Below are 26,837 nucleotides of genomic sequence, written 5' to 3'. Positions count from 1 at the left end.
CGCCTTGACGGTGCTTGATATGAGCCAACATTCGGGCTGAAAAGGGCTCAAAAAAGGGGCGATATGGCGTCCAAAGAGCGAAAACTTGTGAGCTTCATCACACGACTGCACCATGATTGACACGATATTGTCACAATTGGGTCGTACATTCGAAACAGTTTCCCCGCCAGCAAGGGCTCAGGGTGAGCCTGAATCCCTTGCAAATTTGAACCAGGAGTTGACATGTTGAAAATGAAATCAGTCATCGCGGCCATTGGCCTGAGCATCGTCGCAGCGACCACTTGGGCCGCCGACATCACCGGCGCAGGCGCTACTTTTCCTTACCCCATGTACGCCAAATGGGCTGAGGCCTACAAAAAAGAAACCGGCATTGGTTTGAATTACCAATCCATTGGATCGTCGGGCGGCATTCGCCAGATCCGCGCCAAAACGGTGACCTTTGGCGCTACGGATGCGCCTGTTCCTGGTGCTGACCTGGACAAAGACGGCATGGTTCAGTTTCCAGCCATCATTGGCGGCACGGTACCTGTGGTGAATCTGGAAGGGTTCAAGCCCGGCGAGCTGCGCATCACCGGCCCTGTCATGGCTGAAATGTTCATGGGCAAGATCAGCAAGTGGAACGATCCCAAGTTTGTCGCTTTGAACCCCGGTAAAAAATTGCCAGATCAAGCCATCACTGTGGTACACCGTGCGGACGGCTCGGGTACAACTTTCAACTGGACCGATTACCTGACCGCAGTCAGCAAAGAGTGGGCTGACACCGTGGGTAAAGGCGCTGCCGTCAAGTGGCCTGCGGCTTCGTCGGTCGGTGGCAAGGGCAACGAAGGCGTTGCTGCCAATGTGAACCGCGTCAAGGGCGCTATTGGTTACGTGGAATACGCCTACGTCAAGAAAAACAACATGAATTTCTTGCAGCTGCAAAATGCCGACGGCAAGTATGTGAGCCCCGATGATTTGACTTTTGCGGCTGCGGCAGCAGGTGCTGACTGGTTCAGCGTGCCGGGCATGGGCGTGTCGATGGTGAATGCCAAGGGCGCCACCGCCTGGCCTGTCAGCACGGCTTCGTTCATCTTGATGTACAAAGAGCCTACCGATAAAGCCTTGTCCAAAGATGCGCTCAAGTTCTTTGACTGGGCTTTTTCCAAAGGCAAAACCATGGCGGGCGAGTTGGACTATGTGGCGTTGCCGGATGCTTTGACCAAGCAGATTCGCGAGCGCGTCTGGACACAAATCAAGAATTGATGCTTGTCTGTGCAGTCATTGACGGCACCTGACCTACCATGCCCCGACATCTCCAGATGCCGGGGCATGTTCTTGAAAAACAACAACAAGGCGCTAGCCTCAAGGAACACAGCATGAACACGATGGCCGCGGCAGACAGTGCGACACCAGCCAACATGATGGCAGTCGTCAAGCGCCAACGAATTCAGGATTTTTTCTTTCACAAGATCACTTTGGGTTTTTCCCTGCTGGTCTTGTTTGCCTTGATGGGCATCATCGTTTCTTTGCTCATCAATGCCTGGCCCTCATTTGCCAAATTTGGTGTCGGCTTTATCTGGCGTGTGGAGTGGGACATCATCAACGGTGAATTCGGTGCCGCGATTGCGATTTTTGGCACCGTGGTCAGTGCGCTGATTGCGCTGGTGATTGCTGTGCCCTTGTCATTTGGCATTGCCCTGTTTCTGACTGAAACCTGTCCGACCGCTTTGCGCCGCCCACTGGGCACAGCCATTGAATTGCTGGCGGCAGTGCCATCCATCATTTACGGCATGTTTGGCTTGTTCATTTTTGCACCGCTGTTTGCCGAATACGGTCAGCCTGCGCTGCAGTCCACCCTGGGTCAAATGCCTTTGATCGGCCCGTTTTTTGGGGGGGCCATGAACGGTATCGGCATTTTGGCTGCAGGCATCATTTTGGCGTTCATGATTTTGCCCTTCATCGCCGCTGTGATGCGTGATGTGTTCGAGATCGTGCCGCCCATCTTGCGCGAGTCGGCTTATGGCCTGGGCTGCACCACCTGGGAGGTGGTTCGCCACATTGTGTTGCCCTACACCCAAAAAGGCGTGATCGGCGGCATCATGCTGGGCATGGGGCGCGCCTTGGGTGAGACCATGGCCGTGACCTTTGTGATCGGTAATTCGCAGCGCATCAGCGCTTCATTGTTTTCACCCGGTACGTCCATTGCCTCCACACTGGCCAACGAGTTTGGGGAAGCCGATGACTTTCATTTGAGCACCCTGTTTGCGCTGGGCTTTTTGCTGTTCGTGATCACTTTTGTGGTGTTGGCCGCCGCCAAACTCATGATCAACCGTGCAGAAAAAGCCAAAGGCACCAAGACCTGAAAAGAACAACGCCATGAACCTCAACCTTTATGCCCGACGCAAGCGCGTCAACCAAATTGGACTGACTTTGTCCATGATGGCCATGATGCTGGGCCTGTTTGTCCTTTTGTGGATTTTGTTCATTCTGTTCAAAAATGGCATTTCAGCCATCAACTGGGCCATGTTTACGGAATCCACGCCTGCCCCCGGCTCTGAAGGGGGTGGCTTGGCCAACGCCATTGTGGGGAGTCTCATGATGGTGCTGGTCACGGCACTCGTCAGCACACCTATTGGCATTTTTGCCGGTGTTTACCTGGCTGAATACGGCGACGAGAGCAAGACAGCCGAATTAACCCGTTTTGTGACCGACATCATGTTGTCCGCGCCCTCCATCGTGCTGGGTCTTTTTGTCTATGCCATTTTGGTGGCGCAGGTCAAACATTTTTCGGGTTGGGCCGGTTCTTTGGCCTTGGCACTGATCGCCATTCCTGTGGTGGTGCGTACCACTGAAAACATGTTGCGCCTGGTGCCCGGCTCTTTGCGTGAGGCGGCTTTTGCACTGGGCGCACCCCGTTGGAAAGTGGCCACCTTTGTCACCTTGCGTGCGGCAAAGGCAGGCGTCATGACGGGTCTGCTCCTGGCGCTGGCCCGCATCAGTGGTGAAACTGCACCGCTGCTTTTTACAGCGCTGAACAACCAGTTCTTCTCATGGGACATGAATTCCCCCATGGCCAACTTGCCCGTGGTGATTTTTCAATTCGCCATGAGCCCCTATGACAACTGGGTCCGACTGGCCTGGGGTGGCGCATTGCTGATCACCCTGACGGTGCTGGTCCTGAATATTTTGGCTCGCGTTTTCTTCCGCGAAAAAGTCAAAGCCTGAATGATCGACAAGGTTCTATATGCCAAACACCTCTTCACTTCCGTTGAAAAATGCGATTGAAATTCGCAACCTCAGCTTTTATTACGGCACCTTCAAAGGCCTGAAAAACGTCAACCTGGACATCGCTGAGCACAAGGTCACGGCCTTCATTGGCCCCTCGGGCTGCGGCAAATCCACTTTGCTTCGAACGCTCAACCGCATGTACAGTCTGTATCCCGGTCAGCGCGCAGAGGGCGAGATCAATTTTTATGGTCAGAACATTCTGGATTCCAAGCAGGATTTGAACTTGCTTCGCGCTCAGGTCGGCATGGTGTTTCAAAAGCCAACGCCATTTCCCATGTCCATCTACGACAACATCGCCTTTGGCATTCGTTTGTATGAAAACCTCGGCCGTGCAGACATGGACGAGCGGGTGGAGTGGGCTTTGAGCAAGGCCGCGATTTGGAACGAAGTCAAAGACAAGCTGGGCCAAAGCGGTTTGTCACTGTCCGGCGGTCAACAACAACGCCTGTGCATCGCACGCACCGTGGCGGTCAAGCCCAAGGTCATCTTGCTGGACGAGCCGACCTCTGCACTCGATCCTATCTCGACAGCCAAGGTTGAAGAACTGGTCAGTGAATTGAAAAAAGACTACACCGTGGCCATCGTCACGCACAACATGCAGCAAGCTGCGCGCGTGTCTGACTTCACGGCTTACATGTACTTGGGTGAGTTGGTGGAGTTTGGTCAAACTGAACAAATTTTCATGAAACCCGCACGCCAAGAGACAGAAGACTACATCACCGGCCGATTCGGCTGATCAGGAGAAGCTCCATGGAAAAACACATTTCAAGCCAATTTGATGCCGACCTGACCAGCGTGTCTTCACGCGTGCTGGAATTGGGGGGGCTGGTCGAATCCCAGACCCGACATGCCGTTTATGCGCTGGCCCAGTTCAGCTCTGAGGTGGCCGATCAAGTGATTGCCTCAGAAAAGCAAGTCAATATTCTCGAAGTGGAAATTGACGCGGAGCTGGCTTCGATCATTGCGCGGCGCCAGCCTACAGCCCGTGATTTGCGGTTGCTCATGGCCATTTCCAAAATCACGGGCAACCTCGAGCGTGCGGGTGACGAAGCCGAGCGGATCGCGCGCATGGTCAAGCAAATCCTGGATCAAGGCAGTCCGCGCAATTTGCCTTCGTCTGAATTGCGCATTGCGTCTGATCTGGCCTCCGGTTTGCTGCGCAAGGCGCTGGACGCATTTGCGCGACTGGATGTGAACACCGCCTTGAGCATCCTCAAAGAAGATGACTTGATTGACGCTGAGTTCAATGGCTTTGTGCGCAAGCTGGTCACTTACATGATGGAAGACCCGCGCACCATCTCGGCCAGTTTGGACTTGCTCTTTGTGGCCAAAGCCATTGAGCGCATTGGCGACCACGCCAAGAACATTGCAGAGTTTGTGATTTATGTGGTCAAGGGCGCTGATGTTCGTCACACAGCCCTGGCAGAGATTGAAAAAGCGGTGCGATGAGAAGCCTTCCTCGAATCCTGATCGTTGAAGATGAACCGCCCATCGCTGAATTGATTTCGGTGAATTTGCGGCACAACGGATTTCAGCCCGTCTGGGCCATGGATGCTGAATCGGCGCAGCGCGAGTTGGACGAAATTTTGCCCGATGTGATCTTGCTGGACTGGATGCTGCCTGGCGAAAGCGGCTTGGCACTGGCAAGACGCTGGCGCTCTGCAGCTCGCACCAAGGCTGTGCCCATTTTGATGCTGACCGCTCGTGGCGACGAGGCTGACCGCGTGGCGGGTTTGGATGCAGGGGCCGATGACTACATCGTCAAGCCATTTTCTCCGCGCGAATTGCTGGCGCGTATTCGTGCGGTGTTGCGCAGGCGTGTGCCTGAATCAGCGGGTGGCATGGTCAAAGTGGCCGATTTGCAACTCGACTGCGACACTTACCGGGTGAGTTGGCAAGACAAACCCCTCAAAGTGGGGCCAACCGAGTTCAAGCTCTTGCAGTACCTGATGCGCCACCCCGAACGTGTGCACACCCGGGGCATGCTGCTGGACAAAATTTGGGGCGATCATGTATACATCGAAGAGCGCACCGTGGATGTGCATGTCAAACGCTTGCGCGAGTCGCTGGGTGATGCGGGCAGCATGATTGAGACGGTTCGCGGTGCGGGCTATCGCCTGACGGCTTCACCCTTGGCCTGAGGTTGTTTGCGCCATGTTGTTGTCGCTTTTTGGGCTGATGTTTTGGGCGCTGGTGGTGGCCGTGCCTGTCTGGATTTTTGCGGGGCTTTTCCCCGCTTTGCTGTCGGCTTTGTGCGTGGTGGTGTTCGCACACATGCGCAATCTCTGGCAGTTGCAGCGCATGGCGCGTTGGTTGTCAGGCACGGACTTGTTGGCCGACGGTCGATGGCGTGGCATTTGGGCTGAAATTGTTCAACGAATTCAGCGCTTGTTGGTGCAACGCGAGAAACAGGTCGCGGTGGCGCGTCACCGCTTGCAGCGGTTTTTGGAAGCCATACAGGCTTCGCCGGACGGCGTGACATTGCTCGACGACCAAGGGCGTATCGAGTGGTGCAACGACATGGCGGCCAAACATCTGGGCCTGGATGCCCAGCGTGACTTGTTGCAGCATGTGGTCCACCTGGTGCGTGATCCCGTGTTTTCCAAATACTTTGCGCAAGATGCGCATGACAGCGAAGTCTTGATTGAAGGCCGATCGAATTCACTGTCACAACATGTGAAATTGTCAGTTCATTTGTATGCCTTTGGCGAGGGGCAGCAATTGTTGATGACCCGGGACATCACATCGGTGAGCTTGGCCGATGCCATGCGACGTGACTTTGTGGCCAATGTGTCGCATGAAATACGAACGCCATTGACGGTGCTCAGTGGCTTTGTGGAAACCCTGCAGACCATTCCTTTGGCTGAAGAAGAGCGACAAAGCTATTTGCATTTGATGTCGGTTCAGGCTGAGCGCATGCAAAGTCTGGTAGCCGATTTGCTCACCTTGTCGCAACTGGAAGGCAGTCTGCCGCCCGGCAAACATGAAAAAACGCCTGTGCCCGAATTGATGGCGCAGGTCTTTTCGGATGCCAGCGCTTTGTCGGCTGTTTTGTCAGGACATGAGGGTGAAGAACGTGGACCGGTTCATGAACTGGTCTTTGAGCCTGCGCCCGCCTGGATTTTTCTGGGCGTTCGATCCGAACTGCTGAGTGCCATTTCGAATCTGGTGAGCAATGCCGTGCGCTACACACCTGCCGGTGGTCGGATTCATGTGAAATGGTCGCGCAATACCGACTGGGTCACCTTTTCGGTCACCGATACAGGGCCGGGCATCGCGCCAGAGCATTTGCCAAGATTGTCCGAGCGTTTTTACCGCGTAGATCGCAGCCGTTCTCGGGAGACGGGGGGCACCGGCTTGGGGCTGGCCATCGCCAAACATGTGGCGCAGCGTCATGGCGGCGAGTTGCGCATTGAAAGCCAGGTGGGCGTGGGTTCGACGTTCATGCTGGTGTTTCCTGCCAGCCGGATGGAATACATGGATGGTGAGACTTCTTCCGTGTCGCTCTGAAATGAAGATGTTCTGCCCTTTCTGGGGATTGACCAGTCGTGAATTTGATTTCAATGAACACGATGGCTGTGTGGCGGTTTTGATGAATGACAGGGTATTTCCTCGAATCGCAGAGGCTGTTAGTTGGATATCTTTGGAATGACTCCGGAACCTGATGTCTGGGCGGTTGGACATTTGGAGATGGAGGCCGATCAATGACTGCTGTGCAGATACAAACGCCCTGGTGCTTTGCATCATTCTGGGATTTGCCAAGTTGCAGTGGGTGGGCCGTCGCTAGCAAAAAAACGTGCACGCCACGGGCAATGACTCCAAGCTGGAGGCGTTGATGTTCTTGAGTCTGTTGGCGGTGACGCAGCATTTGGCGATTTTCGTGACCTCCAAATTGGGCGCTGTGTGGGCGCCTGAATTCAAGGGCGCTTTGTCCGATCTGCCTTGGTGGGCCATGATCGGCATCTTGCTGCTGGTGGATGGCATGACGCAGTACTCGTGGCACCGGCTGTCACACACCTCATTTCTGTGGCCTTTGCACAGGGCGCACCACTCAGCCGAATACATGAGCATTCGGGTGATGTTCCGCAACAATCTCTTTGATTACCTGCTGATGCCCGGCTTGTGGTTTGCCCGTGCCTTGCTGTACCTGGGCTTTGGCGGCATGGTGTATGCGCTTTATATTGTGGTGAAACTGTTGGTCATCCTGGGGGCGCATTGCGCCTGGCGCTGGGATGAACCGCTTTACCGCATCCGTGCCTTGCACCCCCTCATGTGGGTGCTGGAGCGCACCATCTCGACTCCGGCCACGCATTGGGCACACCACGCCATCACCAATGCCGATGGCGTGGGGCATTGCAAGGACAACTTTGGGAACCTGCTGTTTTTCTGGGACATTTTGTTGGGCAGTGCGCACATCACACGCCCTTACCCTGATCAGGTGGGCTTGATCGATGACAAGTTGTTTGGTCAGGAGCTCTGGTACCACCAGATGTGGTAGGACTGGCTGTAGTCGCGGTGCGAGCAAATGGCCTTGAAGTTCGGCGGCAGTGTGTATGAGGGACTCGAGGGTAAGAGTCCGCAGGTTTGAATTGACCGCGTATGACGGCTGAGGCCCCTGCAAATTTCCGGGGGGCCTTACTGACGATCTGGTCGTTGTAGGTCGGTCTCATGCTTTGTTGCAAATGCCCACTGCAACAAGCTCACGTTGGCCAAACTCAACAGCCCCGAACCGATGGCCACCCACAGCGCTGGCATGGGGGGTGCTTTGAATTGCAGCGGCCCCGCCAGCCAGGGCCAGTAAATGGCCACCATCAAAAAACCCAATGCCAAGCCTATGACGGCATAAGCGGTGGGGTTGGGTACGCGCAAGCTGGCCCAAAATGCGCCGCCTTGGGCACGGTTGCTCAGGATCAGGGCGGCATTGCCGACCACCAAGGTGACGAAGACCATGGCGCGGGTTTGCGCGGGGTCAAGTGGTGACCATCCCAGTTGGGCTACCCCGTCAGAGACCCAGGCGCCCAGCCCTTTTTGGGCCAAAAAATACGTCAAGGCCACGCTGGCCAGCACGCACAGGCCTTGCGCCATCGCCAGGGCAATGGCGCTGGCGCCAAACAAGGGGGCGGTGGTGTCGCGTGGCGGGCGTTGCATCACTTGGGCATCCGCAGGTTCGTTTTCAAAAGCGATGGAGCAGGCCGGATCAATCACCATTTCCATCAGCGCCACATGCAGCGGCAGCATCATGGGGGGCCAGCCCATGAGCATGGGCACAAGCGCAATGCCTGCAATCGGGATGTGGATGGCAAAGATGTAGTGCATGGACTTTTGCAGATTGCCAAAGATGCGCCGACCCACCCGGATGCCGCGCACGATGGAGGCAAAGTTGTCGTCCACCAGCACCAGGTCGGCGGCTTCGCGGGCCACGTCGGTGCCGCGCGCGCCCATGGCAACGCCCACATGGGCGGCTTGGAGGGCGGGGGCGTCGTTCACGCCGTCGCCGGTCATGGCGACCACTTCGCCAGCGGCTTGCAGGGCCTGCACGATGCGCAGTTTTTGATGGGGCGAGATGCGAGCGCATACCGTCACTTGCGCCAGCTGGGCTTGCAATTGCGGGTCACTCAGACTGTCTAGGGTGTCGCCACTGAGGGTCTCGCCTTCAGGCAGTCCCGCCTGGCGGGCAATCTCCTGGGCGGTGGCGGGGTAGTCGCCGGTGATCATGATGACGCGGATACCGGCCGACTGGCATTCGGCCACGGCCTGGTGAATTTCTGGACGCAAGGGGTCGGTCAAACCGATCAGGCCCAGCCATTCGAAATGAAAGCCGTGGGCGCTTTCGGGCCAGTCGTTGCCCGCAAAGCGGCTTTGGGCTACGGCCAGCACGCGCAAGCCTTGTGCGGCCATGCGCTCGACCTGAGCTGACCAGGTTTTCCGCTCAGCGTCCTGGAGGTGGCACAAAGCCATCATGGCTTCTGGCGCGCCTTTGGCCGACACCGTCCGGTCGGGGCCATCGTTCATTTGCCAGACGTGTGACATGGCTTTCAGTTGGGGGCTCAGGGCGTAGGTTTGCACCAGTTCCCAATCGGCGTGCAGGTGGTCGGTCGCGGCCAGATGCTTTTGACCCAGGGCATGGAAGGCCGCCTCCATGGGGTCAAAGGGCTCCGGAGCGCTGGCCAGAATGGCGTGTTCCACCAGGGTGTGGAACTCTTCGCTCAAAGTGGGGGCGCCTGCATGCCAGGTGAGGAGGCTGGCGCCGGTGGCAGCGTTTTGTGTCTTCACGGCCAGCGCGGTCACGGTCATGCGGTTTTGGGTCAGGGTGCCGGTCTTGTCGGTGCATAGCACACTGATCGCGCCAAGGGTTTCGATGGCTTGGATGCGCCGGGTCAACACACCGGCTTGGGTCAAGCGGTGTGCGCCCATGGCCGGAAAGATGGTGAGCACCACGGCATATTCTTCGGGCAGTGTGGCCATGGCCAGAGCGATGCCGGAGAGGATGGCGGGTATCCATTGCCCGGTGCGCCAGCCCAGCGTGAGCACCATGACCAGGCATAAGACCAAGACGATGCTGGCCAGTACTTTGATCAGGCGTGCAGTTTGTTGTTGCAGGGGGGTGGTGTCGACCATGAGCTGGTTCAGGCTCTGGCCAATTTGGCCGACCTGGCTGCGCTGGCCGGTGGCGGTGACCCGTGCCACGCCCTGTCCTCGCACGATGAAGGTGCCCGCTTGCACGGTGTTTTCGCTGTTGGCAGGCGTGTCGCTGGTGTGGGCTTGCTTGCTCACGGGCACGGATTCGCCCGTGAGCATGGATTCGTCGATTTGCAGGTTGTTGGCGCTCAGCAGTTGGCCGTCTGCAGCGACACGATCGCCTTCAGAGATCAGCAGCCAGTCCCCGATCACCACCTCGCGTGCGGGGATTTCGAGGGTCTGGCCTGAGCGCACCACCTGTGCATTGGCTTGGGTCAACTGGCGCAAGGCCTGGATGGATTTTTCTGATTTGCCTTCCTGGTAGAAGGTCAGTACCAGCACTGCCAGCACAAATACGCTCAGTGTCAGGCCTTCGGTCAGATCGCCCAGCACGATGTAGAGGAGGGCGGCAGTGACCAGCAGTGCAAACATGGGCTGGCGCAGCATGTCGATCAAACGGCGCCAGATCGGTCGCACCTTGGCTTGCTCGATGTCGTTGGGGCCGTCTTGCAGCAGCTTTTGTGCGGCTTGCGCTGTCGTCAGCCCGTCAAGAGTGTTAATGTGGTTTGCTGTCATGGTGTGCTGTTTGAGCACTGTGCCTGGTTTTTTGGGGTCAGATTTGACGCATGTCATGTCCAGCCCAATGTCTGTCGCTTCAGCTGCAAGCCCCCTGTGGCTGTCAAAGGACGATCATGAATACCAAGATTCAAGAATTTCTGGAGCGGATCCACCAGCTGGAGATGCAGATTGAGGATGAGTTCGCTCAGCGCAGGCAGCAGCTGCAGGTGGACTTTGAAGAGCGCAAGGTGAAGTTTGAAAAAGAGGTCGTGGCGCAGCAGCGGCGTTTCAAGCAGGGTGTGCTGCGCTACATCCTGACGGCGGACTGGCGGCATCTGCTGAGCGTGCCCTTCATCTACCCGGTGCTTGTGCCCATGTTGGTGCTGGATGCGTTCATCACCCTGTACCAGTGGGTGTGCTTTCCGCTGTACGGGATGGCGCGCGTCAAGCGCTCAGACTATTTTGTGTTTGACCGCACGCATCTGGCCTACTTGAACGTTCTGGAGAAGATCAATTGTGCGTACTGCTCGTATGGCAACGGTTTGTTGGCCTATGGCCGCGAGGTGGTGGGTTTGACCGAGCAGTACTGGTGTCCGATCAAGCATGCCCGCCGGGTTTTGCATGCCCACCCTTACTACCATGGCTTTGTGGATTACGGCGATGCGACCCATTACCGTGAAGAGTTGGTGCAATTGCGGCAACAGCTTCAGGCCATGTCTTCGGGGCAGGATCAGGGGCCGCTGTCACAGCCTGGACAGCCCGAGCCGGTCAGCCTGTCTACAGTCGACGGCATGAAAACCTTCAATACTTTGGCCGATTTGGCCGCTTGTGTCGGCCAGGATGTCACGGCTTCTGAATGGATCGAGATCACGCAGGAGCAGGTCAACCAGTTTGCGCAGGCAACGGGTGACCACCAGTGGATTCACGTCGACGTCGAGCGGGCCAAACAAGGCCCGTTTGGTGCGCCGATTGCCCATGGCTTTTTGACCTTGTCGCTGCTGTCCCAGTTTTTTGACAAGACCATCGTGGTGACCGAGGCGCGCATGGGGGTCAATTACGGCCTGAACAAGGTGCGTTTCATGGCCCCTGTTCCGGTGGGCAGCCGTTTGCGGGCGCATTTGCATTTGCATTCAGCCACGCCTTTGGAGGGCAATGGCTTGCAGCTGCAGTGGAATGTCTCGATCCAGCGCGAGGGCAGTGACAAGCCCGTTTGCGTGGCCGAATCCCTGGTGCGCCTTTACGCCTGATGGCTGGATGGGGTCAGACTGGCCCCGCCAAAACCGTTTTGCCGCCAGGCTTCGAAGACGGTCACTGCCACGGCGTTCGATAGATTGAGGCTGCGCTGGCCTTCGCGCATGGGCAGTTTGATGCGCTGGTTCAGCGGAAATTGTTCGCGCAGTTCTGGAGCCAGGCCCCGGGTTTCGGCGCCAAAGACTAGCCAATCTCCAGGCTCAAAGGCCACGGTGTGAGCCGTTTTGCTGCCCTTGGTGGTCAGTGCAAACATCCGGTCTGCGGCGGGGCGTTCGCTGTCCAGAAAGGCGGGCCAGTTCGCATGGCGGCGCAAGGCGGCGTATTCGTGGTAATCCAGTCCGGCACGCCGCATGTGCTTGTCGTCCATGGAAAAACCCAGCGGTTCGATCAAATGCAGCGTGCAGCCGGTGTTGGCCGCCAGGCGGATGACATTACCCGTGTTGGGCGGAATTTCGGGTTCGACGAGGACGATATGGAACATGGCCGGTATTGTGCCTTGGGGCCTGAGGAACGAGTCCCACGCTGTTTGCCGTGGTTCAGCCTTCACTGTCGGCTGCGGTGCGGGCCAGCACAATGGCGCTGATGTGGGTGGCACCAGCTTGTCTCAGTACCCGTGCTGCGGTGTGCAGGGAAGCCCCGCTGGTCATCACGTCATCGATCAAAACCACCCTTTTTCCCCGGATGTCATGGACTCGCAAAGGCTCGACGGCAAAAGCACCATGCAGGTTGCTCAGGCGCTCCGCTCTGGGTAGGGTGCGCTGAGCAGGGGTGTGGCGGGTGCGCAGCAGCAACTGCGCATCGGTTTTTTCGGGGCTGAGTTTGTTCGCCAGCAGCAAGGCCTGGTTGTAGCCCCGCTCTGCCAGCCGTTGGGCCGACAAGGGTACAGGAAGCACCCAGTCGGCAGCTTCTAGAGTGTCCTCCACCCATGGGGCACTCATCATCAGTGTGGCCAACGGCCCTGCCCAGCCGGGTTGCTGGTGAAATTTGAGATGGGCAATCAAATCGCGCCATGGCCAGATATAGGACGTGGCGCAAAGGCAGGCATCCAATGGAGGAGGCAACTTCAGGCAAACGCCGCAGATGTCGGCCATCTGGGTAGGCATGGGCAATGCACAAGTTCTGCAGCGATGAAGCGGTGGGGCAAAACGACTGATGCAAGTGTCACACAAAGGGGCATGCGGCCAACTGCGGCACACCGCGCAGCGGCTGGGTAACCATGCCCAAGCGCTGTCTGGCCTGCGCGAGGCCAACCATGACTTTTCCCCTCTGAATAACTTGGACCACATGAAATCAATATACTGCCGCCACCCCCTGACGACAAGCCCACTTCAATCATCCCAGTGCGTGTGCAGCATGTTGTATTTTCAAAGCTTTCGACCCCTTGGCCATGTCTGAATCTGAATGCCCCCCTTCACTTGACCCTGTTGCTGCGGCACGTTGGTCGGCATACCCTGATCCGGTGATTGCATCGCCTTGGCTGCACGAAGAGGTGGCGGCACGCATGCAGGAGCGGCTTGATTACATCAAGTTGATGCCAGAGCAATGGGTTCATTGGGAGCCCTTGCGTGGCGGTTTGAATGCCCATAAGCACTTGCAGCAGCGGTATCCCAGCGCGAAAGCCTTGATCCACTGTGAACAAGCTGCCAAAGCCCGCGCAGTTCAAAAGGCGCTGCAAAGTCCATGGTGGCATCCCTTGCGCTGGTGGGGATCGAAGGTTCAGGTGGGCATGCCGCCGGACGGACAATCCCAGATGTTGTGGGCCAACATGCAGTTACACACATGCGCTCAACCCAAAAGTCTGATCGAAGCTTGGTATCGAATACTCGCTGTCGATGGTTTTTTGATGTTTTCTTGCTTGGGACCAGACACTTTGCGGGAATTGCGCGATGCCTTTGCGCAGCGGGGGTGGCACGCACCAGCGCATGAGTTCACAGATATGCACGATTGGGGCGACATGTTGGTGCAAACGGGTTTTTCAGAACCTGTTATGGACATGGAGCGTATAACGCTGACCTTTGAAACGCCCGAGAAATTGTTGGCTGAGTTGCGTGGTTTGGGACGAAACTTGAGCGTGAAACGCTTTGAAGGATTGCGTGGGCGCCTTTGGTATCGGCAGCTCTCAGACGTTCTGATGACTTTGGCCAAGCCTGAGGCGGGCGGGCGTTTGTCATTGACTTTCGAAATCGTCTATGGACATGCCATCAAACCGCCAATTCGCATGAAGGTTGCACCTCTTACAGAAATTGGTTTGGATCAAATGCGTCAAATGTTGCGTGGACAGTTGCATATCTCTGACAAAGTTTGAGATGAATCAAAACCCCCTCGTAACTCAGGTAAAATCCGGCCGAATTTGGCTTCAGAGCGTGCTGAAAAGCCCGTTAGCTCAGCGAAAGTTAACACGTGTCAAATCCCACCTACCAGTTCGCGCAAGAGTCTGAATCTGTTCTTCATTGGCAGCTTCGTCGCAATTGTTCGATTACCCCTTCCCAGTTGGCGTGGTTGTATTTCTCGCTGTGCTTGGTTTCCTTGGGGATAGGGGGGGTTTTCTGGTTTCAAGGTGCAACTTTGGTGTTGGTTTTTGCCGGGTTTGAAGTTGTTGTGGTGGGTGTTGCATTTTTGATCTACGCCAGACATGCAACCGACGGCGAGAGGATTTCACTGCACAGCACAAAGCTGGTGGTGGAAAAAGAATCTGCCGGCCGTATGGAGCGAGCAGAATTTGTTCGTCAATGGGTCAGAGTCGAGCCAAAATCTGGCGACCACAGTCTGATTGAGCTATCGGGCCAGGGGCGTTCAATGGAGGTGGGGCGTTTTGTGCGCCCTGAATTGCGTCAAATGTTGGCGCGAGAAATTAGAAAGGCATTGCGTTCAGCGTGATGCTTTGGGGGTAAGCAGGGCTTGGCCTAGTTTGCCTGAGGTGTGAGTTCAACAGTGTCTTGGAAGTTAGTGAGAACCATGAAGAATATTTCCAACCAATTGGCTACGCTGCTATCCCGCGCGGGCATTTTTGCTGGCGCGTGGGCAACCACAGCGGCTTTTGCGGTCAATGATTTGCCGGGCGGACCTGCCGTCAATCAGCTCAATTTTGCAGCGCCAGTGACCAAAATTGCCGAAGAGCAGCACTGGCTGCACTGGATGATGTTGATCATCTGCACGGTGGTGTTCATTGCTGTTTTTGCAGTCATGTTCTATTCCATCTGGAAGCACCGCAAATCAGTCGGCCACAAGCCTGCCACCTTCACCGAATCGGTGACAGTGGAGATTGTTTGGACAGCTGTTCCCTTCCTGATTGTGATCTTGATGGCATTGCCTGCCACCAAAGTGTTGGTGGCCCAAAAAGATACCACCAATGCCGACCTGACCGTCAAGGTCACGGGCTATCAGTGGAAATGGGGTTACGACTACATCAAAGGCGAGGGTGAGGGCCTGAGTTACATCTCCACGCTGGATTCTTCGCAGCGTGCCATGTCTGACGCCGGCAAGCCTGAAGGCGACAACTACCTGCTCAAAGTTGACAACCCATTGGTTGTGCCTGTTGGCCAAAAAGTGCGTGTCATCACCACCGCCAACGACGTGATCCACGCCTTCATGGTTCCTGCCTTTGGTATCAAACAAGATGCGATCCCCGGTTTTGTGCGTGACACTTGGTTCCGTGCTGAAAAAACTGGCGATTTCTACGGTCAATGCGCTGAGTTGTGTGGCAAAGAGCATGCTTACATGCCCATTCATGTGAAGGTTTTGTCAGCCCCCGACTATGCCGCCTGGGTGGACGCCGAGAAGAAAAAACAAGCGGCCAAAGCGGATGATCCTGCCAAGGTCTGGGCCTTGGATGATTTGTCCAAGCGTGGTGAAAAAGTCTATGCAGCCAATTGCGCGGCTTGCCACCAAGCCAATGGCAAGGGCGCTGGTGCCATCAAGGCGGTGGATGGCTCTGCTATCGTCCTGGATGCCGACAAGTCCAAGCAAATCGCAGTGATGCTCAACGGCCAAAACAATGGCGCCATGCCCGCATGGAAGCAGTTGTCGGACACCGAAATCGCTGCTGTGATTACCTACACTAAAAACAACTGGTCCAACAAGACCGGGCAAATCGTGCAACCGGCTGAAGTTTTGGCCGCTCGCAAATAAGCCGTACCGTATTCAAATCAAAGGAAATCAAGATGAGTGCCGTTCTAGACCATCACGATCACGCCCATGACGACCACGGTCACGCGCCTGCGGGCTGGCGTCGTTGGGTGTATGCCACCAACCACAAAGACATTGGTACTTTGTACCTGTTGTTCAGCTTCGCCATGCTCATGATCGGCGGTGTGTTGGCGCTGGGCATTCGTGCTGAGCTGTTCCAACCTGGCCTTCAAGTGGTCAACCCTGAGTTGTTCAATCAATTCACCACCATGCACGGCATCATCATGGTGTTCGGCGCGATCATGCCGGCCTTTGTGGGCTTTGCGAACTGGATGCTGCCTTTGCAAATTGGCGCCTCTGACATGGCCTTTGCCCGCATGAACAACTTCAGCTTCTGGCTGATGATTCCTGCTGGCGCCATGTTGGTCGGTTCGTTTTTCATGCCCGGTGGCGCACCTGCTGCAGGTTGGACCTTGTACGCACCTTTGACTCTGCAAATGGGTCCATCGATGGACGCTGGTATTTTTGCCATGCACATCCTGGGTGCCTCGTCCATCATGGGTTCGATCAACATCATCGTGACCATCCTCAACATGCGCGCTCCTGGCATGACCTTGATGAAGATGCCCATGTTTGCCTGGACATGGTTGATCACCGCTTACCTGCTGATCGCCGTGATGCCTGTGTTGGCTGGCGCGATCACCATGACCCTGACAGACCGTCATTTCGGCACCAGCTTCTTTAACCCCGCTGGTGGTGGTGACCCGGTCATGTACCAGCACATCTTCTGGTTCTTCGGTCACCCCGAGGTGTACATCATGATCTTGCCGGCCTTCGGCATCATCAGCCAGATCGTGCCTGCCTTTGCCCGCAAGAAGCTGTTCGGCTACGCCTCCATGGTGTATGCCACATCGTCGATTGCCATCCTGTCGTTCATTGTGTGGGCTCACCACATGTTCACCACTGGCATGCCAGTCACAGGCCAGCTGTTCTTCATGTACGCCACGATGCTGATCGCTGTGCCCACCGCCGTGAAGATCTTCAACTGGATCGCCACCATGTGGCGTGGCTCCATGACCTTTGAAACTCCCATGCTGTTTGCTGTGGGCTTCATTTTCGTGTTCACCATGGGTGGTTTCACCGGTCTGATCCTGGCCATGGCCCCGATCGACATCCAACTGCAAGACACCTATTACGTGGTGGCCCACTTCCACTACGTGTTGGTGGCGGGTTCGCTGTTTGCCCTGTTCGCAGGTGTTTACTACTGGATTCCCAAGTGGACCGGTGTGATGTACAACGAAACACGCGGCAAGATCCACTTCTGGTGGTCGCTGATCTCCTTCAACATCACATTCTTCCCGATGCACTTCCTGGGTCTGGCCGGTATGCCCCGTCGCTACGCCGACTACCCCATGCAGTTCACAGACTTCAACATGATCGCCTCGGTCGGTGCCTTCTTCTTCGGCTTTGCCCAGGTCTATTTCTTCTTGTTCGTCGTCCTGCCTGCGATGATGGGCAAAGGTGAAAAAGCTCCCCAAAAGCCTTGGGAAGCGGCCGAAGGCCTGGAGTGGGAAGTGCCCTCGCCAGCACCTTTCCATACCTTTGAAAACCCACCCAAGCTGGACGCAACCGCGACCCGCGTGATTGGTTGATTGCCATGGCCATGACACCTGAACAAAGAAAAAGCAATGTGCGCTTGGGCCTGATCCTGGCCTCGGTGGCACTTGCCGTGCTGCTCGGTTTTGTGGCCAAGTTGCTGATCCTCAACCCCTGAAAGAGTGTGATGAACCTGCGTGGTGAAAACCTGAAGATGGTGGGCAAGCTGGCGGTGGTGACCGCGGGCATGTTCTGCTTCGGTTATGCGCTGGTGCCTATTTACAAGGCGATTTGCGAAATCACAGGCATCAACATCCTGTCAATTTCCGAGAGCCAGGTCCCGGGCAATGCCAAGGCGGGTAAAGCCGCTGAGGTGTTGCGCAATAGCCAGGTTGATACCACCCGCACCATCACCGTCGAGTTCGACGCCAATGTGCGTGGCCCTTGGGAGTTCAAGCCCGAGAAGCGGTCCATGCAGGTGCATCCTGGCGAACTCAGCACTGTGATGTACGAGTTCCAGAATGTACAAAATCGCCGCATGGCTGCTCAAGCCATTCCCAGCTATGCACCACGCAATGCGGCCAACCATTTCAACAAGCTCGAGTGTTTCTGTTTCAACCAGTACACCCTGGAGCCCGGCGAGAAAAAATCCTGGCCCGTCGCCTTTGTGATCGACCCCAAGTTGTCGAAAGACGTGACCACCATCACTCTGTCCTACACCTTCTTTGAGGTGGGCGGTAAAACACCGGCTGCCCCGACAGCGCCTTTGGCGGCTGTTGTTCAGCCCTTGCCGCTCAAGACAGGTTGGGGATCATGACCACGCCTGAGATGCCCGTTTCCAAAACGTCCTGGTTGCGCACCATTCAGGCTGTTCTTTGGTCCTTTGTCGGCCTCCGCAAGAATGCCGACTACCAACAAGACCTTGAAAAACTCAACCCGTTCCACATCGTTGGTGTGGCCATTGTTGCGGCATTGTTGTTTGTTCTGGGGCTGATGGCCCTGGTCAACTGGGTCGTGGTTCAGCCCACCGGCCTTTAATCGCCAAAAATAAGATTTCGATAGAAGAGAGAGCAGGAGTCCCCATGAGTTCAGCAGCACACGGCAGCACGCCTTACTACTATGTTCCGCACGAGTCACGCCACCCGGTCATGTCGGCCATTGGCTTGTTCTTCGTCATCCTGGGCGCAGGCCAATGGATCAATGGCGTCGAATGGGGCATGTATTGCCTGTTCTTCGGTATGGCCTGGTGGTTGATTGTCTTGTACCAGTGGTTCTCCGAGGCCGTGCACGAAAGTGAGAACGGCATGTACGGTCGCAAAATCGACTTGTCCTACCGTTGGAGCATGACCTGGTTCATCTTCTCTGAGGTGATGTTCTTTGGCGCATTCTTCACCGCACTGTGGTGGGCCCGTTCACATTCGATTCCTGCGCTCGGTAGCCTGGAAAACGCATTGCTTTGGCCTGACTTCAAAGCCGCATGGCCCAGCGTGGTGCCCGGTGCGACCACTTCGCCAGCCGGTTTCGTCGAGCCCTTTCAAACCATGGGACCCTTCTGGTTGCCTACCATCAACACCGCATTGTTGTTGACATCAGGCGTGACTTTGACCATTGCTCACCATGCACTGCAAGTAGGCAATCGAAGCAAAACCATCATGTACATGTGGATGACGGTGATTTTGGGTTTGACTTTCTTGTTCGTTCAAGGTTATGAGTACGCCCATGCTTGGGGTGACCTGAACCTCAAATTGTCTTCTGGTATTTATGGCTCCACCTTCTACATGCTGACGGGTTTTCACGGCTTTCACGTGTTCGTGGGCATGTTGATGCTCTTGTTCATCACCCTGCGTTTACAAAAAGGCCACTTCACCAAAGACCGTCATTTTGGTTTTGAAGGTGCAGCTTGGTACTGGCACTTTGTGGACGTGGTCTGGCTGGGTTTGTACATCCTCGTGTATTGGATGTAAGCCTGCCCTTGGCCCCAACAAAAAAGCGCCCAAGGGCGCTTTTTTGTTGGGCAAGGATGACGCGAAAATACCAAATGAAATCGAGTAAGGGTCACCACAAAAATCGAAGCATTGATCAGGCCCCTGGCGGGATACCTGTCGGCTGGATCCAGCCCATTTTCCAAGACACCAGAACGCAGATGAAGAGGACAATGGAAAAGCCGACACGAAAAGCCAGCGCGGTGGCCATGTTGCCTTTTTTGGGCGCTTGGCCCTCGGCGGGCGGGGTGCTGCCCCGCATCATGTACATCAGGGCCGAACCCAGACTGACCAAAATGGCGAGAAACGCGATGGCGACAAGAATTTTCATGGACACATTATCCAATGACTGACAAACCCCTTCACTGGAAAAGATGGATCGTGCTGGCGTTAACCGCTGTGGGTGTGGCCATCACTTTTTCGCTGGGGTTGTGGCAGCTCGGCCGCGCCAGTGAAAAAACCGCTCTCCAGGATGCTCGAACGGCGCAGTCGCGCAAAGATATGTTGGATGGCCGAACATTGAAGGGGAGTTCTGAAGACGTGTTGTTGCGCAGCGAGTTGCTTTACCGCCGCATGGTCGTGACCGGTCGATGGCTGCCCAACTACACGGTCTACCTGGACAATCGACAGATGAATGCCAAGCCCGGCTTTTTTGTGCTCACGCCTTTGCAGATCGACGGCTCTGGCGAGGTCCTCGTGGTGCAGCGCGGCTGGGCTCAGCGCTCTTTCACTGAACGCAATGCATTGCCCCCAGTTCAAACGGCAGAAGGCTTGGTTCAGGTGCAAGGGCATTTGGCCCCATGGCCATCAAGGCTCTATGACTTTGGCGGTGCCGAGACGGGCCCGATACGGCAAAATCTTGATCTGACTGCCTACCGGCAAGAAACGGGTTTGAAGGTACTCGAAGTCACCTTGCTCCAGTCGGGCGGGCCCTCTGAAGGCCTGTTGCGCGAATGGCCTGTGGTGGCCAGTGGCGTTGAAAAACACCACGGTTACGCTTTCCAATGGTTTGGCCTGAGTGGTCTGATCGCATTACTTTATGTCTGGTTCCAAATTGTCCAACCCCGCCGCCAAAAACGACCTGCCTGACAGCCCCCTGGCCATGACGGTGCACGACATGCCCAGCCCCGGTGCTGTGGTGCAAGCCGATGCCCAGCGCACCCGCGTGGGCCGCTGGAAGATGATCGCCATGATGTTGGTCTGCGCTTCTCCGGTCATTGCCTCTTACTTCACCTACTACGTCATTCGCCCCGAAGGCCGTCGTGTCTATGGCGAGCTGATCCAGCCGCAAAAAGACATGCCCCAGGTCAGTGCCAAAAACCTGCAGGGCGAACCGGTCATGCTGGCCAGCCTCAAAGGCCAGTGGTTGCTGGTGACTGTGGCGTCGGGCGATTGCGCCGAGCGTTGCCAGCAAAACCTCTATTTCCAGAGACAGTTGCGTGAAATTCTGGGTCGCGAAAAGGACCGCCTCGACCGTGTCTGGTTGGTCACAGACGACGCCCCTGTAGCCCCCGGCCTCTTGCCCGCTTTGAACATGGCGCACGTGCTGCGCCTGAACACGGCCACGGTGCAAAGCTGGATCAGCCCGGCTCAGGGCCAGCAGTTGCAAGACCATTTGTACGTCATTGATCCGATGGGCAACTTCATGATGCGTTTCCCGGCCAACATGGATGTGCCTAGTGCCTCCAAAGCCAAACGCGACCTTGAGCGGTTGCTCAAGGCCTCCTCGTCTTGGGACAATGCTGGGCGCTGAGGCATGACCGAAGTTGACCTGTACAACCTAGAGCCCATTTTGGAGCTCATGGCCGTAGGCTTGGCGGTGTCCGCATTGCCCTTGGGCTGGTGGCTGTGGCGTCAACGCAGTGCCTCCCCATCAGGACGGCTCAAGGCCCTGACCCTGATCACCTTGTTCCTGACCTTCGATCTGGTGCTGTTCGGGGCCTTTACCCGGCTGACCGACTCCGGCCTGGGGTGCCCCGATTGGCCGGGCTGCTACGGCAGCGCCACGCCCATCGGTGCCAAAGCTGAAATCAAGGCCGCCGAGACCGCCATGCCCACCGGGCCAGTCACCAAGAGCAAGGCCTGGATCGAAATGGTTCACCGTTATTTGGCCACGGGGGTCGGCGTCCTGATCCTCACTTTGGTCGCCATGACATGGTGGCTGCGACGTCAAAGCCGAGAGGTCAGCCCTTGGTTGCCCACCTTGACTTTGGTGTGGGTCTGCATGCAAGGGGCGTTCGGCGCACTCACGGTGACCATGAAACTGTTTCCGGCCATCGTCACATTGCACCTGATGGGCGGCATTGGATTGTTGGTTTTGTTGATGGCGCAAGCCGTTCGTTATGACGGCCCAGGCTCACGGGCCTTGCCGTCGCCATTGCGCACGGGTTTGTGGGCAGGCTTTGTTTTGCTGTGGCTGCAAATTGCCTTGGGGGGCTGGGTCAGCACCAATTACGCCGTTTTGGCGTGTCCTGATTTCCCCACCTGCCATGGCCAGTGGGTGCCCGAGATGAATTGGCAAGGCTTTGGCCTCTGGCGTGAGCTGGGTTACACCCCAAGCGGTGAGCTCTTGCCTTTCTCAGCGCTGGCATCGATCCATTTTGTGCACCGCTCGGCCGCTTGGCTGGTGTTGGCGGTGCTGCTGTGGGTGGGCTGGCGTTTGCGGCTCCAGCCGGGCTTGGCTGTGGCCGGGCGTTGGTTGCTTGGCCTGTGCGCTTTGCAGTTTGCCACCGGCTTGAGCAATGTGGTGCTTGGCTGGCCCTTGCTGGCCGCCGTGATGCACACTGGCGGGGCCGCTGCCATGGCCTTGACCCTGACCTGGGCCTTGAGTGTCAGCCGGGCTGATAATTCAGGGCCTGTTCTCTTTTCCAATAAGCTTGCCGAATGACCGTCGCCACCGCCCGTTTGCCTTTGACTGCCTGGCAACAGTACTACGCGTTGACCAAACCGCGCGTGGTTCAATTGATCGTTTTTTGTGCTTTGATCGGCATGGTGCTGGCCGTGCCCGGTGTGCCCAGCCTGGCCGAGTTGAAGCTGGGTCTGTGGGCTTGCATTGGCATCTGGTTGGTGGCCGGCGCCGCTGCGGCTTTCAACTGCCTGGTCGAAAAAACCATCGATTCGAAAATGAAGCGCACTGCCTGGCGGCCCACCGCCAAAGGCGAGTTGAGTGACCAGCAGGCCTTGCTGTTCTCTGCGGTGCTTTGCGCCTTGGGCTCGGCGGTGTTGTACGTGTTGGTCAACCCGCTCACCATGTGGCTCACCTTTGCCACCTTTGTGGGCTACGCCATCATCTACACCGTGATCTTGAAGCCACTCACGCCACAGAACATCGTGATCGGCGGGGCCAGCGGGGCCATGCCCCCGGTGCTGGGTTGGGCTGCGATGACGGGTCAGGTAGGTCCTGAGGCCCTGATCCTGTTCCTGATCATTTTCCTGTGGACCCCGCCGCACTTTTGGGCGCTGGCGCTGTATCGGGTCGAGGACTACCGCAAATCGGGGTTGCCCATGTTGCCCGTGACGCACGGCAATGAGTTCACCCGTCTGCAGATCTTGCTCTACACCATCGTGTTGATGGCGTCCTGCCTGATGCCCTTTGTCTACGGCATGAGCTCCTGGCTTTACCTGGCCGCCGCGGTGGTGCTGAGCATCGGGTTCATCGGCTATGCGGTGGCCTTGTACCGTGTGTATTCGGACGAGTTGGCTCGCAAGACTTTCCGTTTTTCCTTGATTCACCTGAGCGCCTTGTTTGCCGCTTTGCTTCTCGACCACTACATTTTTTGAGGCCCTAGACATGTTGCAACGCAGAGTTTGGACAAGAGCGGCCCTGGCCTTGGGTTTGGCAGGGGCGGTGTGGGGCTTGAGTGGCTGCGGCGAAGACAAACCAGCCTTTCGCGGCGTGGACATTACCGGGGCTGACTACGCCCAAGGCTGGGAGCTGAGTGACCAAGACGGCCAGGTGCGTACCTTGAAGGACTTTGCAGGCAAGGCCGTGGTGGTGTTTTTCGGTTTCACCCAATGTCCCGACGTCTGCCCCACCGCTTTGCAAGAAATGGCCCAGGCCAAACAGTTGCTGGGTGCCGATGGGGTAAAGCTCCAGGGTATCTTCATCACAGTGGACCCTGAGCGCGACACACCCGAATTGCTCAAGGCCTACATGGCCAATTTTGGGTCAGACTTTGTGGCCTTGCGCCCTACAGCCGAGCAGTTGCCTAAGGTGACCAAGGACTTCAAGATCTATTACAAAAAGGTCGAAGGCAAAACTCCCACCAGCTACACCATGGACCACTCGGCGGGCAGCTTCACCTTTGACCCGCAAGGCCGCATTCGGCTTTACAACCGCCACGCCAGCGGTGCCGAGGCGCTGGCCGCCGACGTGAAGATTTTGCTCAGCGGCAAGTGACTCTGGGCCTCAGGGCCCGGGGCTGAACACGCCGCTTCAGGGCCAGCTTCAGGGTTTCAATTCACTTCGATTTTCTGGCTGCGGATGATGTCGCCCAGCGCTTTCGTGTCCGACTCAATCCGGTTGCGCAAGCCTTCGGGCGAGGAACCCACGACTTGCCAGCCTTGCTGGAACAAACGCTCACGAATCTCGGGGGCACGGACAATCTCGCTGATCACGGCCGACAGCTTGCTGCTCACAGCCGCAGGCATTGATGAGGGCGCGGCCACCGCGTTCCAGATTTCGAGTTGGTAATCCTTTACCCCGATTTCACTCAAGCTCGGCACTTCGGCCGCGACAGGGCTGCGCCCGGTGCTCGAAGCCCCAATGGCCCGCAGCTTGCCACCGCGCACCTGGGCGGCCGCCATGGCCGGAGGCAGCAAAGCCAGCTGAACCTGGCCACCCAACATGGCGTTGATGATTTGCGGGTTGCCGGGGTAGGGCACATGGACAGGGGCAATGCCGGCTTTGGTTTTGAGCAGTTCCATGCCCAAGTGCGCGACGGTGCCGACACCGGGCGATGCATAGCTGAGTTTGTCGCCCGCCTTTTTGGCTTGGCTCAACCACTCTGCTGCAGTCTCACCGGGGGCGCTGGCAGGCACGGTCAGCACCAAAGGCGCTTTGCCGATCAGGCTGATGGGGGCGAGGTCCTTGAGGGGGTCATAAGGCACCTTGGGGTTCAGGATGCGGGCAATCGTCATGTTGCCGTTGATCATCAGACCCAAGGTGTGGCCATCGGTGGATTTCGCGACGAAGTCGGCGGCGATGTTGCCGCCCGCGCCCACCTTGTTTTCCACAATGACGTTCTGGCCCAAAGCTTTGGCCAGCGGTTCGGCCAATGCCCGCGCAGTCAAATCAGGACTGGATCCCGCTGGAAAACCGACGATCAATTTGACAGCATGTTCAGGCCATGATGCCTTAGCAGTTTGGCTTTGACTCCAGGAGGAGGCGCTGAGGGCCAAAAGACCAAGGATGACTCTGCGTGATAAAGAGTTATTCATTCGAGTTCCAGACATGATTGAAGTTCAATTGATGAACATTGACTGCGAATTTTCGCAGTTCATAGAACCTGTCAGCGGAAAAAAATGCCCAGTAGCACTAAGGGCGGCGCAACAAATCTTGCTTGTATATGCAAAAAGCCCGCAAAGCGGGCTTTTTGCTATCAGGCCAAATTGGCCAAGACGTCAGGCTGAAAGAAATTACTTCTTGCCTTTACCCTTGCCTTTGGCATCAGCAGCAGGTGCAGCAACAGGTGCCACCACGACCTCTTCAACAGGGGCCACCACAGAAACCAGAACGGGGTTCTTTTTGCCATGGGTGATGGCTTTGCAACCCGCGGGCAAAGTAATGTCGTTCAAATGCAGGGAAACGCCCTTGGTCAGGCCCTTCAGATCGACTGCAATGAATTCAGGCAAGTTGGCGGGCAAGCAAGCCACTTCGATTTCAGTCACGACGTGGTTGATCAGGCACTTGTCGGTCTTGACGGCTTCAGACTCTTCTTCGCCACTGAAGTGCAATGGCACTTTCATGTGCAAAGTGGTGTTGGCGTCGACACGCTGAAAATCAATGTGCTGTACCAACTGCTTGTAGGGGTGCATTTGATAGTCACGCAGCAAAACCTGGCTGGATTGACCGTTGAATTCCATTTCGAGGATCGAAGCGTGAAAAGCTTCTTTTTTCAAGGCGTGCCACAAAGCATTGTGGTCCAGCTCGATCAGTTGAGGGGCCGATGTGGAACCGTAAACGATGCCAGGCGTACGGCCGGAATTGCGGAGACGGCGGCTCGCACCCGTGCCCTGCTTGGAACGCTCAAAAGCGACGAATTTCATAACTTACTCCATCAAAGGACTCACCGCGACCAGTGATGCCCTGACTAAAAAAAGCCTGCCGGACCAATTGGGTGGCAGGCCGCTGATTGCCCGAAGTGGATCAGATCTGATCCGAGAACAGGCTCATCACCGACTCTCCATTGGCGATCCTGTGCATCGTTTCAGCGATGAGAGGTGCTACAGACAGTTGGCGAATTTTGGTGCAGGCAGCAGCTTGTGTTGTCAGCGGAATGGTGTTGGTCACCACCACTTCATCCAGCGCATCACCCTTGGAGATGCGCTCAATGGCCGGACCTGAAAAGATGGGGTGTGTGCAGTAAGCGTAGACCTTCTTGGCACCACGCTCCTTGAGCACTTCTGCGGCTTTGACCAAAGTGCCAGCGGTGTCAATCATGTCGTCCATGATCACGCAGTTACGGCCTTCGATCTCACCGATCACGTGCATCACTTCGCTCACGTTGGCTTTGGGGCGGCGTTTGTCAATGATGGCCAAATCGCAACCAAGTTGCTTGGCCAGGGCACGGGCACGCACCACACCGCCAACATCGGGCGAGACGACAATCAGGTCTTCATAGTTTTTTTGGCGCAGATCACCCAGCAAAACAGGGGAGGCGTAGATGTTGTCAACAGGTATGTCAAAGAAACCTTGAATCTGATCAGCGTGCAAGTCCATGGTCAGGACGCGATCAACACCGACGGCTTGCAGCATATTGGCCACAACTTTGGCTGTGATGGGCACTCGGCTGGAGCGTGGGCGACGGTCCTGACGTGCGTAGCCGAAATAGGGAATGACTGCACTGATGCGACCGGCCGAAGCGCGTTTGAGCGCGTCGACCATGATCAACAATTCCATCAGATTTTCGTTGGTCGGTGCACAGGTGGACTGGACCACAAAGACTTCACGAGCACGGACGTTTTGTTTGATTTCGACGGTGACTTCGCCATCAGAAAAACGGCCCACATCTGCTGCGCCCAACTGAGTGCCGAGATGATGTGCGATTTCGGCAGCCAAAACAGGATTGGCATTGCCGGTGAAAAGCATGAAGTCGGGTGTGTATGAAGCAGGCTGCATGGGCATTCCAGCGATCAGAAAATTGGGGCCTGTACGAATGA

The 26,837-nt window shown here is 56.6% G+C and carries 29 protein-coding genes; 22 read left to right on the top strand and 7 right to left on the bottom strand.

Annotated features, from left to right (window positions below):
• Positions 1 to 222: 222 nt before the first annotated feature.
• From pstS to AMM33_RS03130, 8 genes are all read left to right on the top strand, one after another.
• On the top strand, positions 223 to 1,242 hold the full coding sequence (gene pstS / locus AMM33_RS03165) for a phosphate ABC transporter substrate-binding protein PstS (protein WP_090138664.1): 1,020 nt from the start codon (positions 223 to 225) through the stop codon (positions 1,240 to 1,242).
• Between the two features lie 113 nt (positions 1,243 to 1,355).
• Positions 1,356 to 2,342 carry a phosphate ABC transporter permease subunit PstC gene (pstC, locus tag AMM33_RS03160; protein WP_090138794.1) on the top strand — a complete coding sequence of 329 codons (987 nt, stop codon included), beginning with the start codon at positions 1,356 to 1,358 and terminating at the stop codon, positions 2,340 to 2,342.
• Positions 2,311 to 3,204, top strand: coding sequence for a phosphate ABC transporter permease PstA (gene pstA / locus AMM33_RS03155; protein WP_255350665.1), 894 nt, complete (start codon positions 2,311 to 2,313; stop codon positions 3,202 to 3,204). Before pstC ends, pstA begins: the two co-directional genes overlap by 32 nt.
• A 19-nt stretch (positions 3,205 to 3,223) precedes the next feature.
• Positions 3,224 to 4,003, top strand: a complete 780-nt coding sequence (gene pstB, locus AMM33_RS03150) for a phosphate ABC transporter ATP-binding protein PstB (RefSeq protein ID WP_090138660.1) — start codon at positions 3,224 to 3,226, stop codon at positions 4,001 to 4,003.
• A 14-nt stretch (positions 4,004 to 4,017) separates the two neighbouring features.
• Positions 4,018 to 4,716 carry a phosphate signaling complex protein PhoU gene (gene phoU / locus AMM33_RS03145; RefSeq protein ID WP_090138658.1) on the top strand — a complete coding sequence of 233 codons (699 nt, stop codon included), beginning with the start codon at positions 4,018 to 4,020 and terminating at the stop codon, positions 4,714 to 4,716.
• Positions 4,713 to 5,408, top strand: coding sequence for a phosphate regulon transcriptional regulator PhoB (gene phoB, locus AMM33_RS03140; protein WP_090138656.1), 696 nt, complete (start codon positions 4,713 to 4,715; stop codon positions 5,406 to 5,408). Before phoU ends, phoB begins: the two co-directional genes overlap by 4 nt.
• A gap of 13 nt (positions 5,409 to 5,421) precedes the next feature.
• The gene (phoR, locus tag AMM33_RS03135; RefSeq protein WP_090138654.1) at positions 5,422 to 6,777 is read left to right on the top strand and encodes a phosphate regulon sensor histidine kinase PhoR; all 1,356 of its coding nucleotides are present in this window, start codon (positions 5,422 to 5,424) and stop codon (positions 6,775 to 6,777) included.
• A gap of 325 nt (positions 6,778 to 7,102) precedes the next feature.
• On the top strand, positions 7,103 to 7,765 hold the full coding sequence (locus AMM33_RS03130; protein ID WP_228767914.1) for a sterol desaturase family protein: 663 nt from the start codon (positions 7,103 to 7,105) through the stop codon (positions 7,763 to 7,765).
• A gap of 137 nt (positions 7,766 to 7,902) precedes the next feature.
• Here the strand turns inward: AMM33_RS03130 and AMM33_RS03125 are convergent, their stop codons facing one another.
• Positions 7,903 to 10,521, bottom strand: a complete 2,619-nt coding sequence (locus tag AMM33_RS03125; protein WP_090138793.1) for a cation-translocating P-type ATPase — start codon at positions 10,519 to 10,521, stop codon at positions 7,903 to 7,905.
• A 773-nt stretch (positions 10,522 to 11,294) separates the two neighbouring features.
• On the opposite strand from AMM33_RS03125, the gene AMM33_RS03115 reads away from it, so the two are divergent.
• The gene (locus AMM33_RS03115) at positions 11,295 to 11,750 is read left to right on the top strand and encodes a MaoC family dehydratase (protein ID WP_090138791.1); all 456 of its coding nucleotides are present in this window, start codon (positions 11,295 to 11,297) and stop codon (positions 11,748 to 11,750) included.
• Here AMM33_RS03115 and trmL read toward each other — a convergent pair.
• Positions 11,741 to 12,235 carry a tRNA (uridine(34)/cytosine(34)/5-carboxymethylaminomethyluridine(34)-2'-O)-methyltransferase TrmL gene (gene trmL / locus AMM33_RS03110; RefSeq protein ID WP_090138653.1) on the bottom strand — a complete coding sequence of 165 codons (495 nt, stop codon included), beginning with the start codon at positions 12,233 to 12,235 and terminating at the stop codon, positions 11,741 to 11,743. The two genes, AMM33_RS03115 and trmL, sit on opposite strands and share 10 nt — an antisense overlap.
• Before the next feature lie 55 nt (positions 12,236 to 12,290).
• Positions 12,291 to 12,950: a ComF family protein gene (locus AMM33_RS03105; protein ID WP_228767931.1), complete on the bottom strand. Its 660-nt coding sequence runs from the start codon at positions 12,948 to 12,950 to the stop codon at positions 12,291 to 12,293.
• Positions 12,951 to 13,141: 191 nt separating this feature from the next.
• Here AMM33_RS03105 and AMM33_RS03100 point away from each other — a divergent pair, with 191 nt between their 5' ends.
• The 8 genes from AMM33_RS03100 (at position 13,142) to AMM33_RS03070 (ending at position 19,439) form a co-directional block, all read left to right on the top strand.
• Positions 13,142 to 14,059: a biotin synthase gene (locus AMM33_RS03100; RefSeq protein ID WP_090138649.1), complete on the top strand. Its 918-nt coding sequence runs from the start codon at positions 13,142 to 13,144 to the stop codon at positions 14,057 to 14,059.
• A 95-nt stretch (positions 14,060 to 14,154) separates the two neighbouring features.
• On the top strand, positions 14,155 to 14,631 hold the full coding sequence (locus AMM33_RS03095; protein WP_090138647.1) for a DUF2244 domain-containing protein: 477 nt from the start codon (positions 14,155 to 14,157) through the stop codon (positions 14,629 to 14,631).
• 78 nt (positions 14,632 to 14,709) lie between these two features.
• Positions 14,710 to 15,882, top strand: coding sequence for a cytochrome c oxidase subunit II (gene coxB / locus AMM33_RS03090; protein ID WP_090138645.1), 1,173 nt, complete (start codon positions 14,710 to 14,712; stop codon positions 15,880 to 15,882).
• A 32-nt stretch (positions 15,883 to 15,914) separates the two neighbouring features.
• On the top strand, positions 15,915 to 17,531 hold the full coding sequence (ctaD, locus tag AMM33_RS03085) for a cytochrome c oxidase subunit I (RefSeq protein ID WP_090138643.1): 1,617 nt from the start codon (positions 15,915 to 15,917) through the stop codon (positions 17,529 to 17,531).
• Positions 17,532 to 17,542: 11 nt separating this feature from the next.
• Entirely contained in the window at positions 17,543 to 17,653 is a 111-nt protein-coding gene (locus AMM33_RS22330; RefSeq protein WP_228767913.1) for a cytochrome oxidase small assembly protein, read from the top strand.
• 9 nt (positions 17,654 to 17,662) lie between these two features.
• Positions 17,663 to 18,292: a cytochrome c oxidase assembly protein gene (locus tag AMM33_RS03080; RefSeq protein WP_090138641.1), complete on the top strand. Its 630-nt coding sequence runs from the start codon at positions 17,663 to 17,665 to the stop codon at positions 18,290 to 18,292.
• Positions 18,293 to 18,327: 35 nt separating this feature from the next.
• A complete protein-coding gene (locus tag AMM33_RS03075) occupies positions 18,328 to 18,513 on the top strand; it encodes a DUF2970 domain-containing protein (RefSeq protein WP_369802392.1) in 186 nt (61 codons plus the stop codon).
• Positions 18,514 to 18,557: 44 nt separating this feature from the next.
• The gene (locus tag AMM33_RS03070) at positions 18,558 to 19,439 is read left to right on the top strand and encodes a cytochrome c oxidase subunit 3 (RefSeq protein WP_090138637.1); all 882 of its coding nucleotides are present in this window, start codon (positions 18,558 to 18,560) and stop codon (positions 19,437 to 19,439) included.
• 115 nt (positions 19,440 to 19,554) lie between these two features.
• Here the strand turns inward: AMM33_RS03070 and AMM33_RS03065 are convergent, their stop codons facing one another.
• Positions 19,555 to 19,788, bottom strand: coding sequence for a twin transmembrane helix small protein (locus AMM33_RS03065; RefSeq protein ID WP_194945194.1), 234 nt, complete (start codon positions 19,786 to 19,788; stop codon positions 19,555 to 19,557).
• 50 nt (positions 19,789 to 19,838) lie between these two features.
• On the opposite strand from AMM33_RS03065, the gene AMM33_RS03060 reads away from it, so the two are divergent.
• The 5 genes from AMM33_RS03060 to AMM33_RS03040 are packed head-to-tail and all read left to right on the top strand — an operon-like array spanning position 19,839 to position 23,856.
• On the top strand, positions 19,839 to 20,546 hold the full coding sequence (locus tag AMM33_RS03060) for an SURF1 family protein (RefSeq protein WP_369802391.1): 708 nt from the start codon (positions 19,839 to 19,841) through the stop codon (positions 20,544 to 20,546).
• Positions 20,497 to 21,210 (top strand): hypothetical protein, encoded by a 714-nt coding sequence (locus AMM33_RS03055; RefSeq protein ID WP_090138632.1) that lies wholly within the window; start codon positions 20,497 to 20,499, stop codon positions 21,208 to 21,210. Before AMM33_RS03060 ends, AMM33_RS03055 begins: the two co-directional genes overlap by 50 nt.
• A 3-nt stretch (positions 21,211 to 21,213) precedes the next feature.
• Positions 21,214 to 22,344, top strand: coding sequence for a COX15/CtaA family protein (locus tag AMM33_RS03050; RefSeq protein WP_090138630.1), 1,131 nt, complete (start codon positions 21,214 to 21,216; stop codon positions 22,342 to 22,344).
• Complete coding sequence (cyoE, locus tag AMM33_RS03045; RefSeq protein ID WP_090138628.1) at positions 22,341 to 23,237, top strand: heme o synthase; 897 nt, start codon at positions 22,341 to 22,343, stop codon at positions 23,235 to 23,237. The genes AMM33_RS03050 and cyoE overlap by 4 nt, the downstream gene beginning before the upstream one ends.
• A gap of 10 nt (positions 23,238 to 23,247) precedes the next feature.
• Positions 23,248 to 23,856, top strand: coding sequence for an SCO family protein (locus AMM33_RS03040; protein ID WP_090138626.1), 609 nt, complete (start codon positions 23,248 to 23,250; stop codon positions 23,854 to 23,856).
• 56 nt (positions 23,857 to 23,912) lie between these two features.
• Here AMM33_RS03040 and AMM33_RS03035 read toward each other — a convergent pair whose 3' ends face one another.
• The 3 genes from AMM33_RS03035 to AMM33_RS03025 form a co-directional block, all read right to left on the bottom strand.
• A complete protein-coding gene (locus tag AMM33_RS03035) occupies positions 23,913 to 24,896 on the bottom strand; it encodes a Bug family tripartite tricarboxylate transporter substrate binding protein (RefSeq protein WP_090138624.1) in 984 nt (327 codons plus the stop codon).
• 198 nt (positions 24,897 to 25,094) lie between these two features.
• On the bottom strand, positions 25,095 to 25,724 hold the full coding sequence (locus AMM33_RS03030) for a 50S ribosomal protein L25/general stress protein Ctc (RefSeq protein ID WP_090138622.1): 630 nt from the start codon (positions 25,722 to 25,724) through the stop codon (positions 25,095 to 25,097).
• 100 nt (positions 25,725 to 25,824) lie between these two features.
• Positions 25,825 to 26,802, bottom strand: a complete 978-nt coding sequence (locus AMM33_RS03025) for a ribose-phosphate pyrophosphokinase (RefSeq protein WP_194945193.1) — start codon at positions 26,800 to 26,802, stop codon at positions 25,825 to 25,827.
• Between the last annotated feature and the right edge of the window lie 35 nt (positions 26,803 to 26,837).

Origin of the sequence: Limnohabitans sp. DM1, assembly GCF_001269385.1 — a bacterium.
Taxonomy (GTDB): Bacteria; Pseudomonadota; Gammaproteobacteria; order Burkholderiales; family Burkholderiaceae_C; genus Limnohabitans_A.
This window is presented reverse-complemented; position numbering and strand designations above follow the sequence as displayed.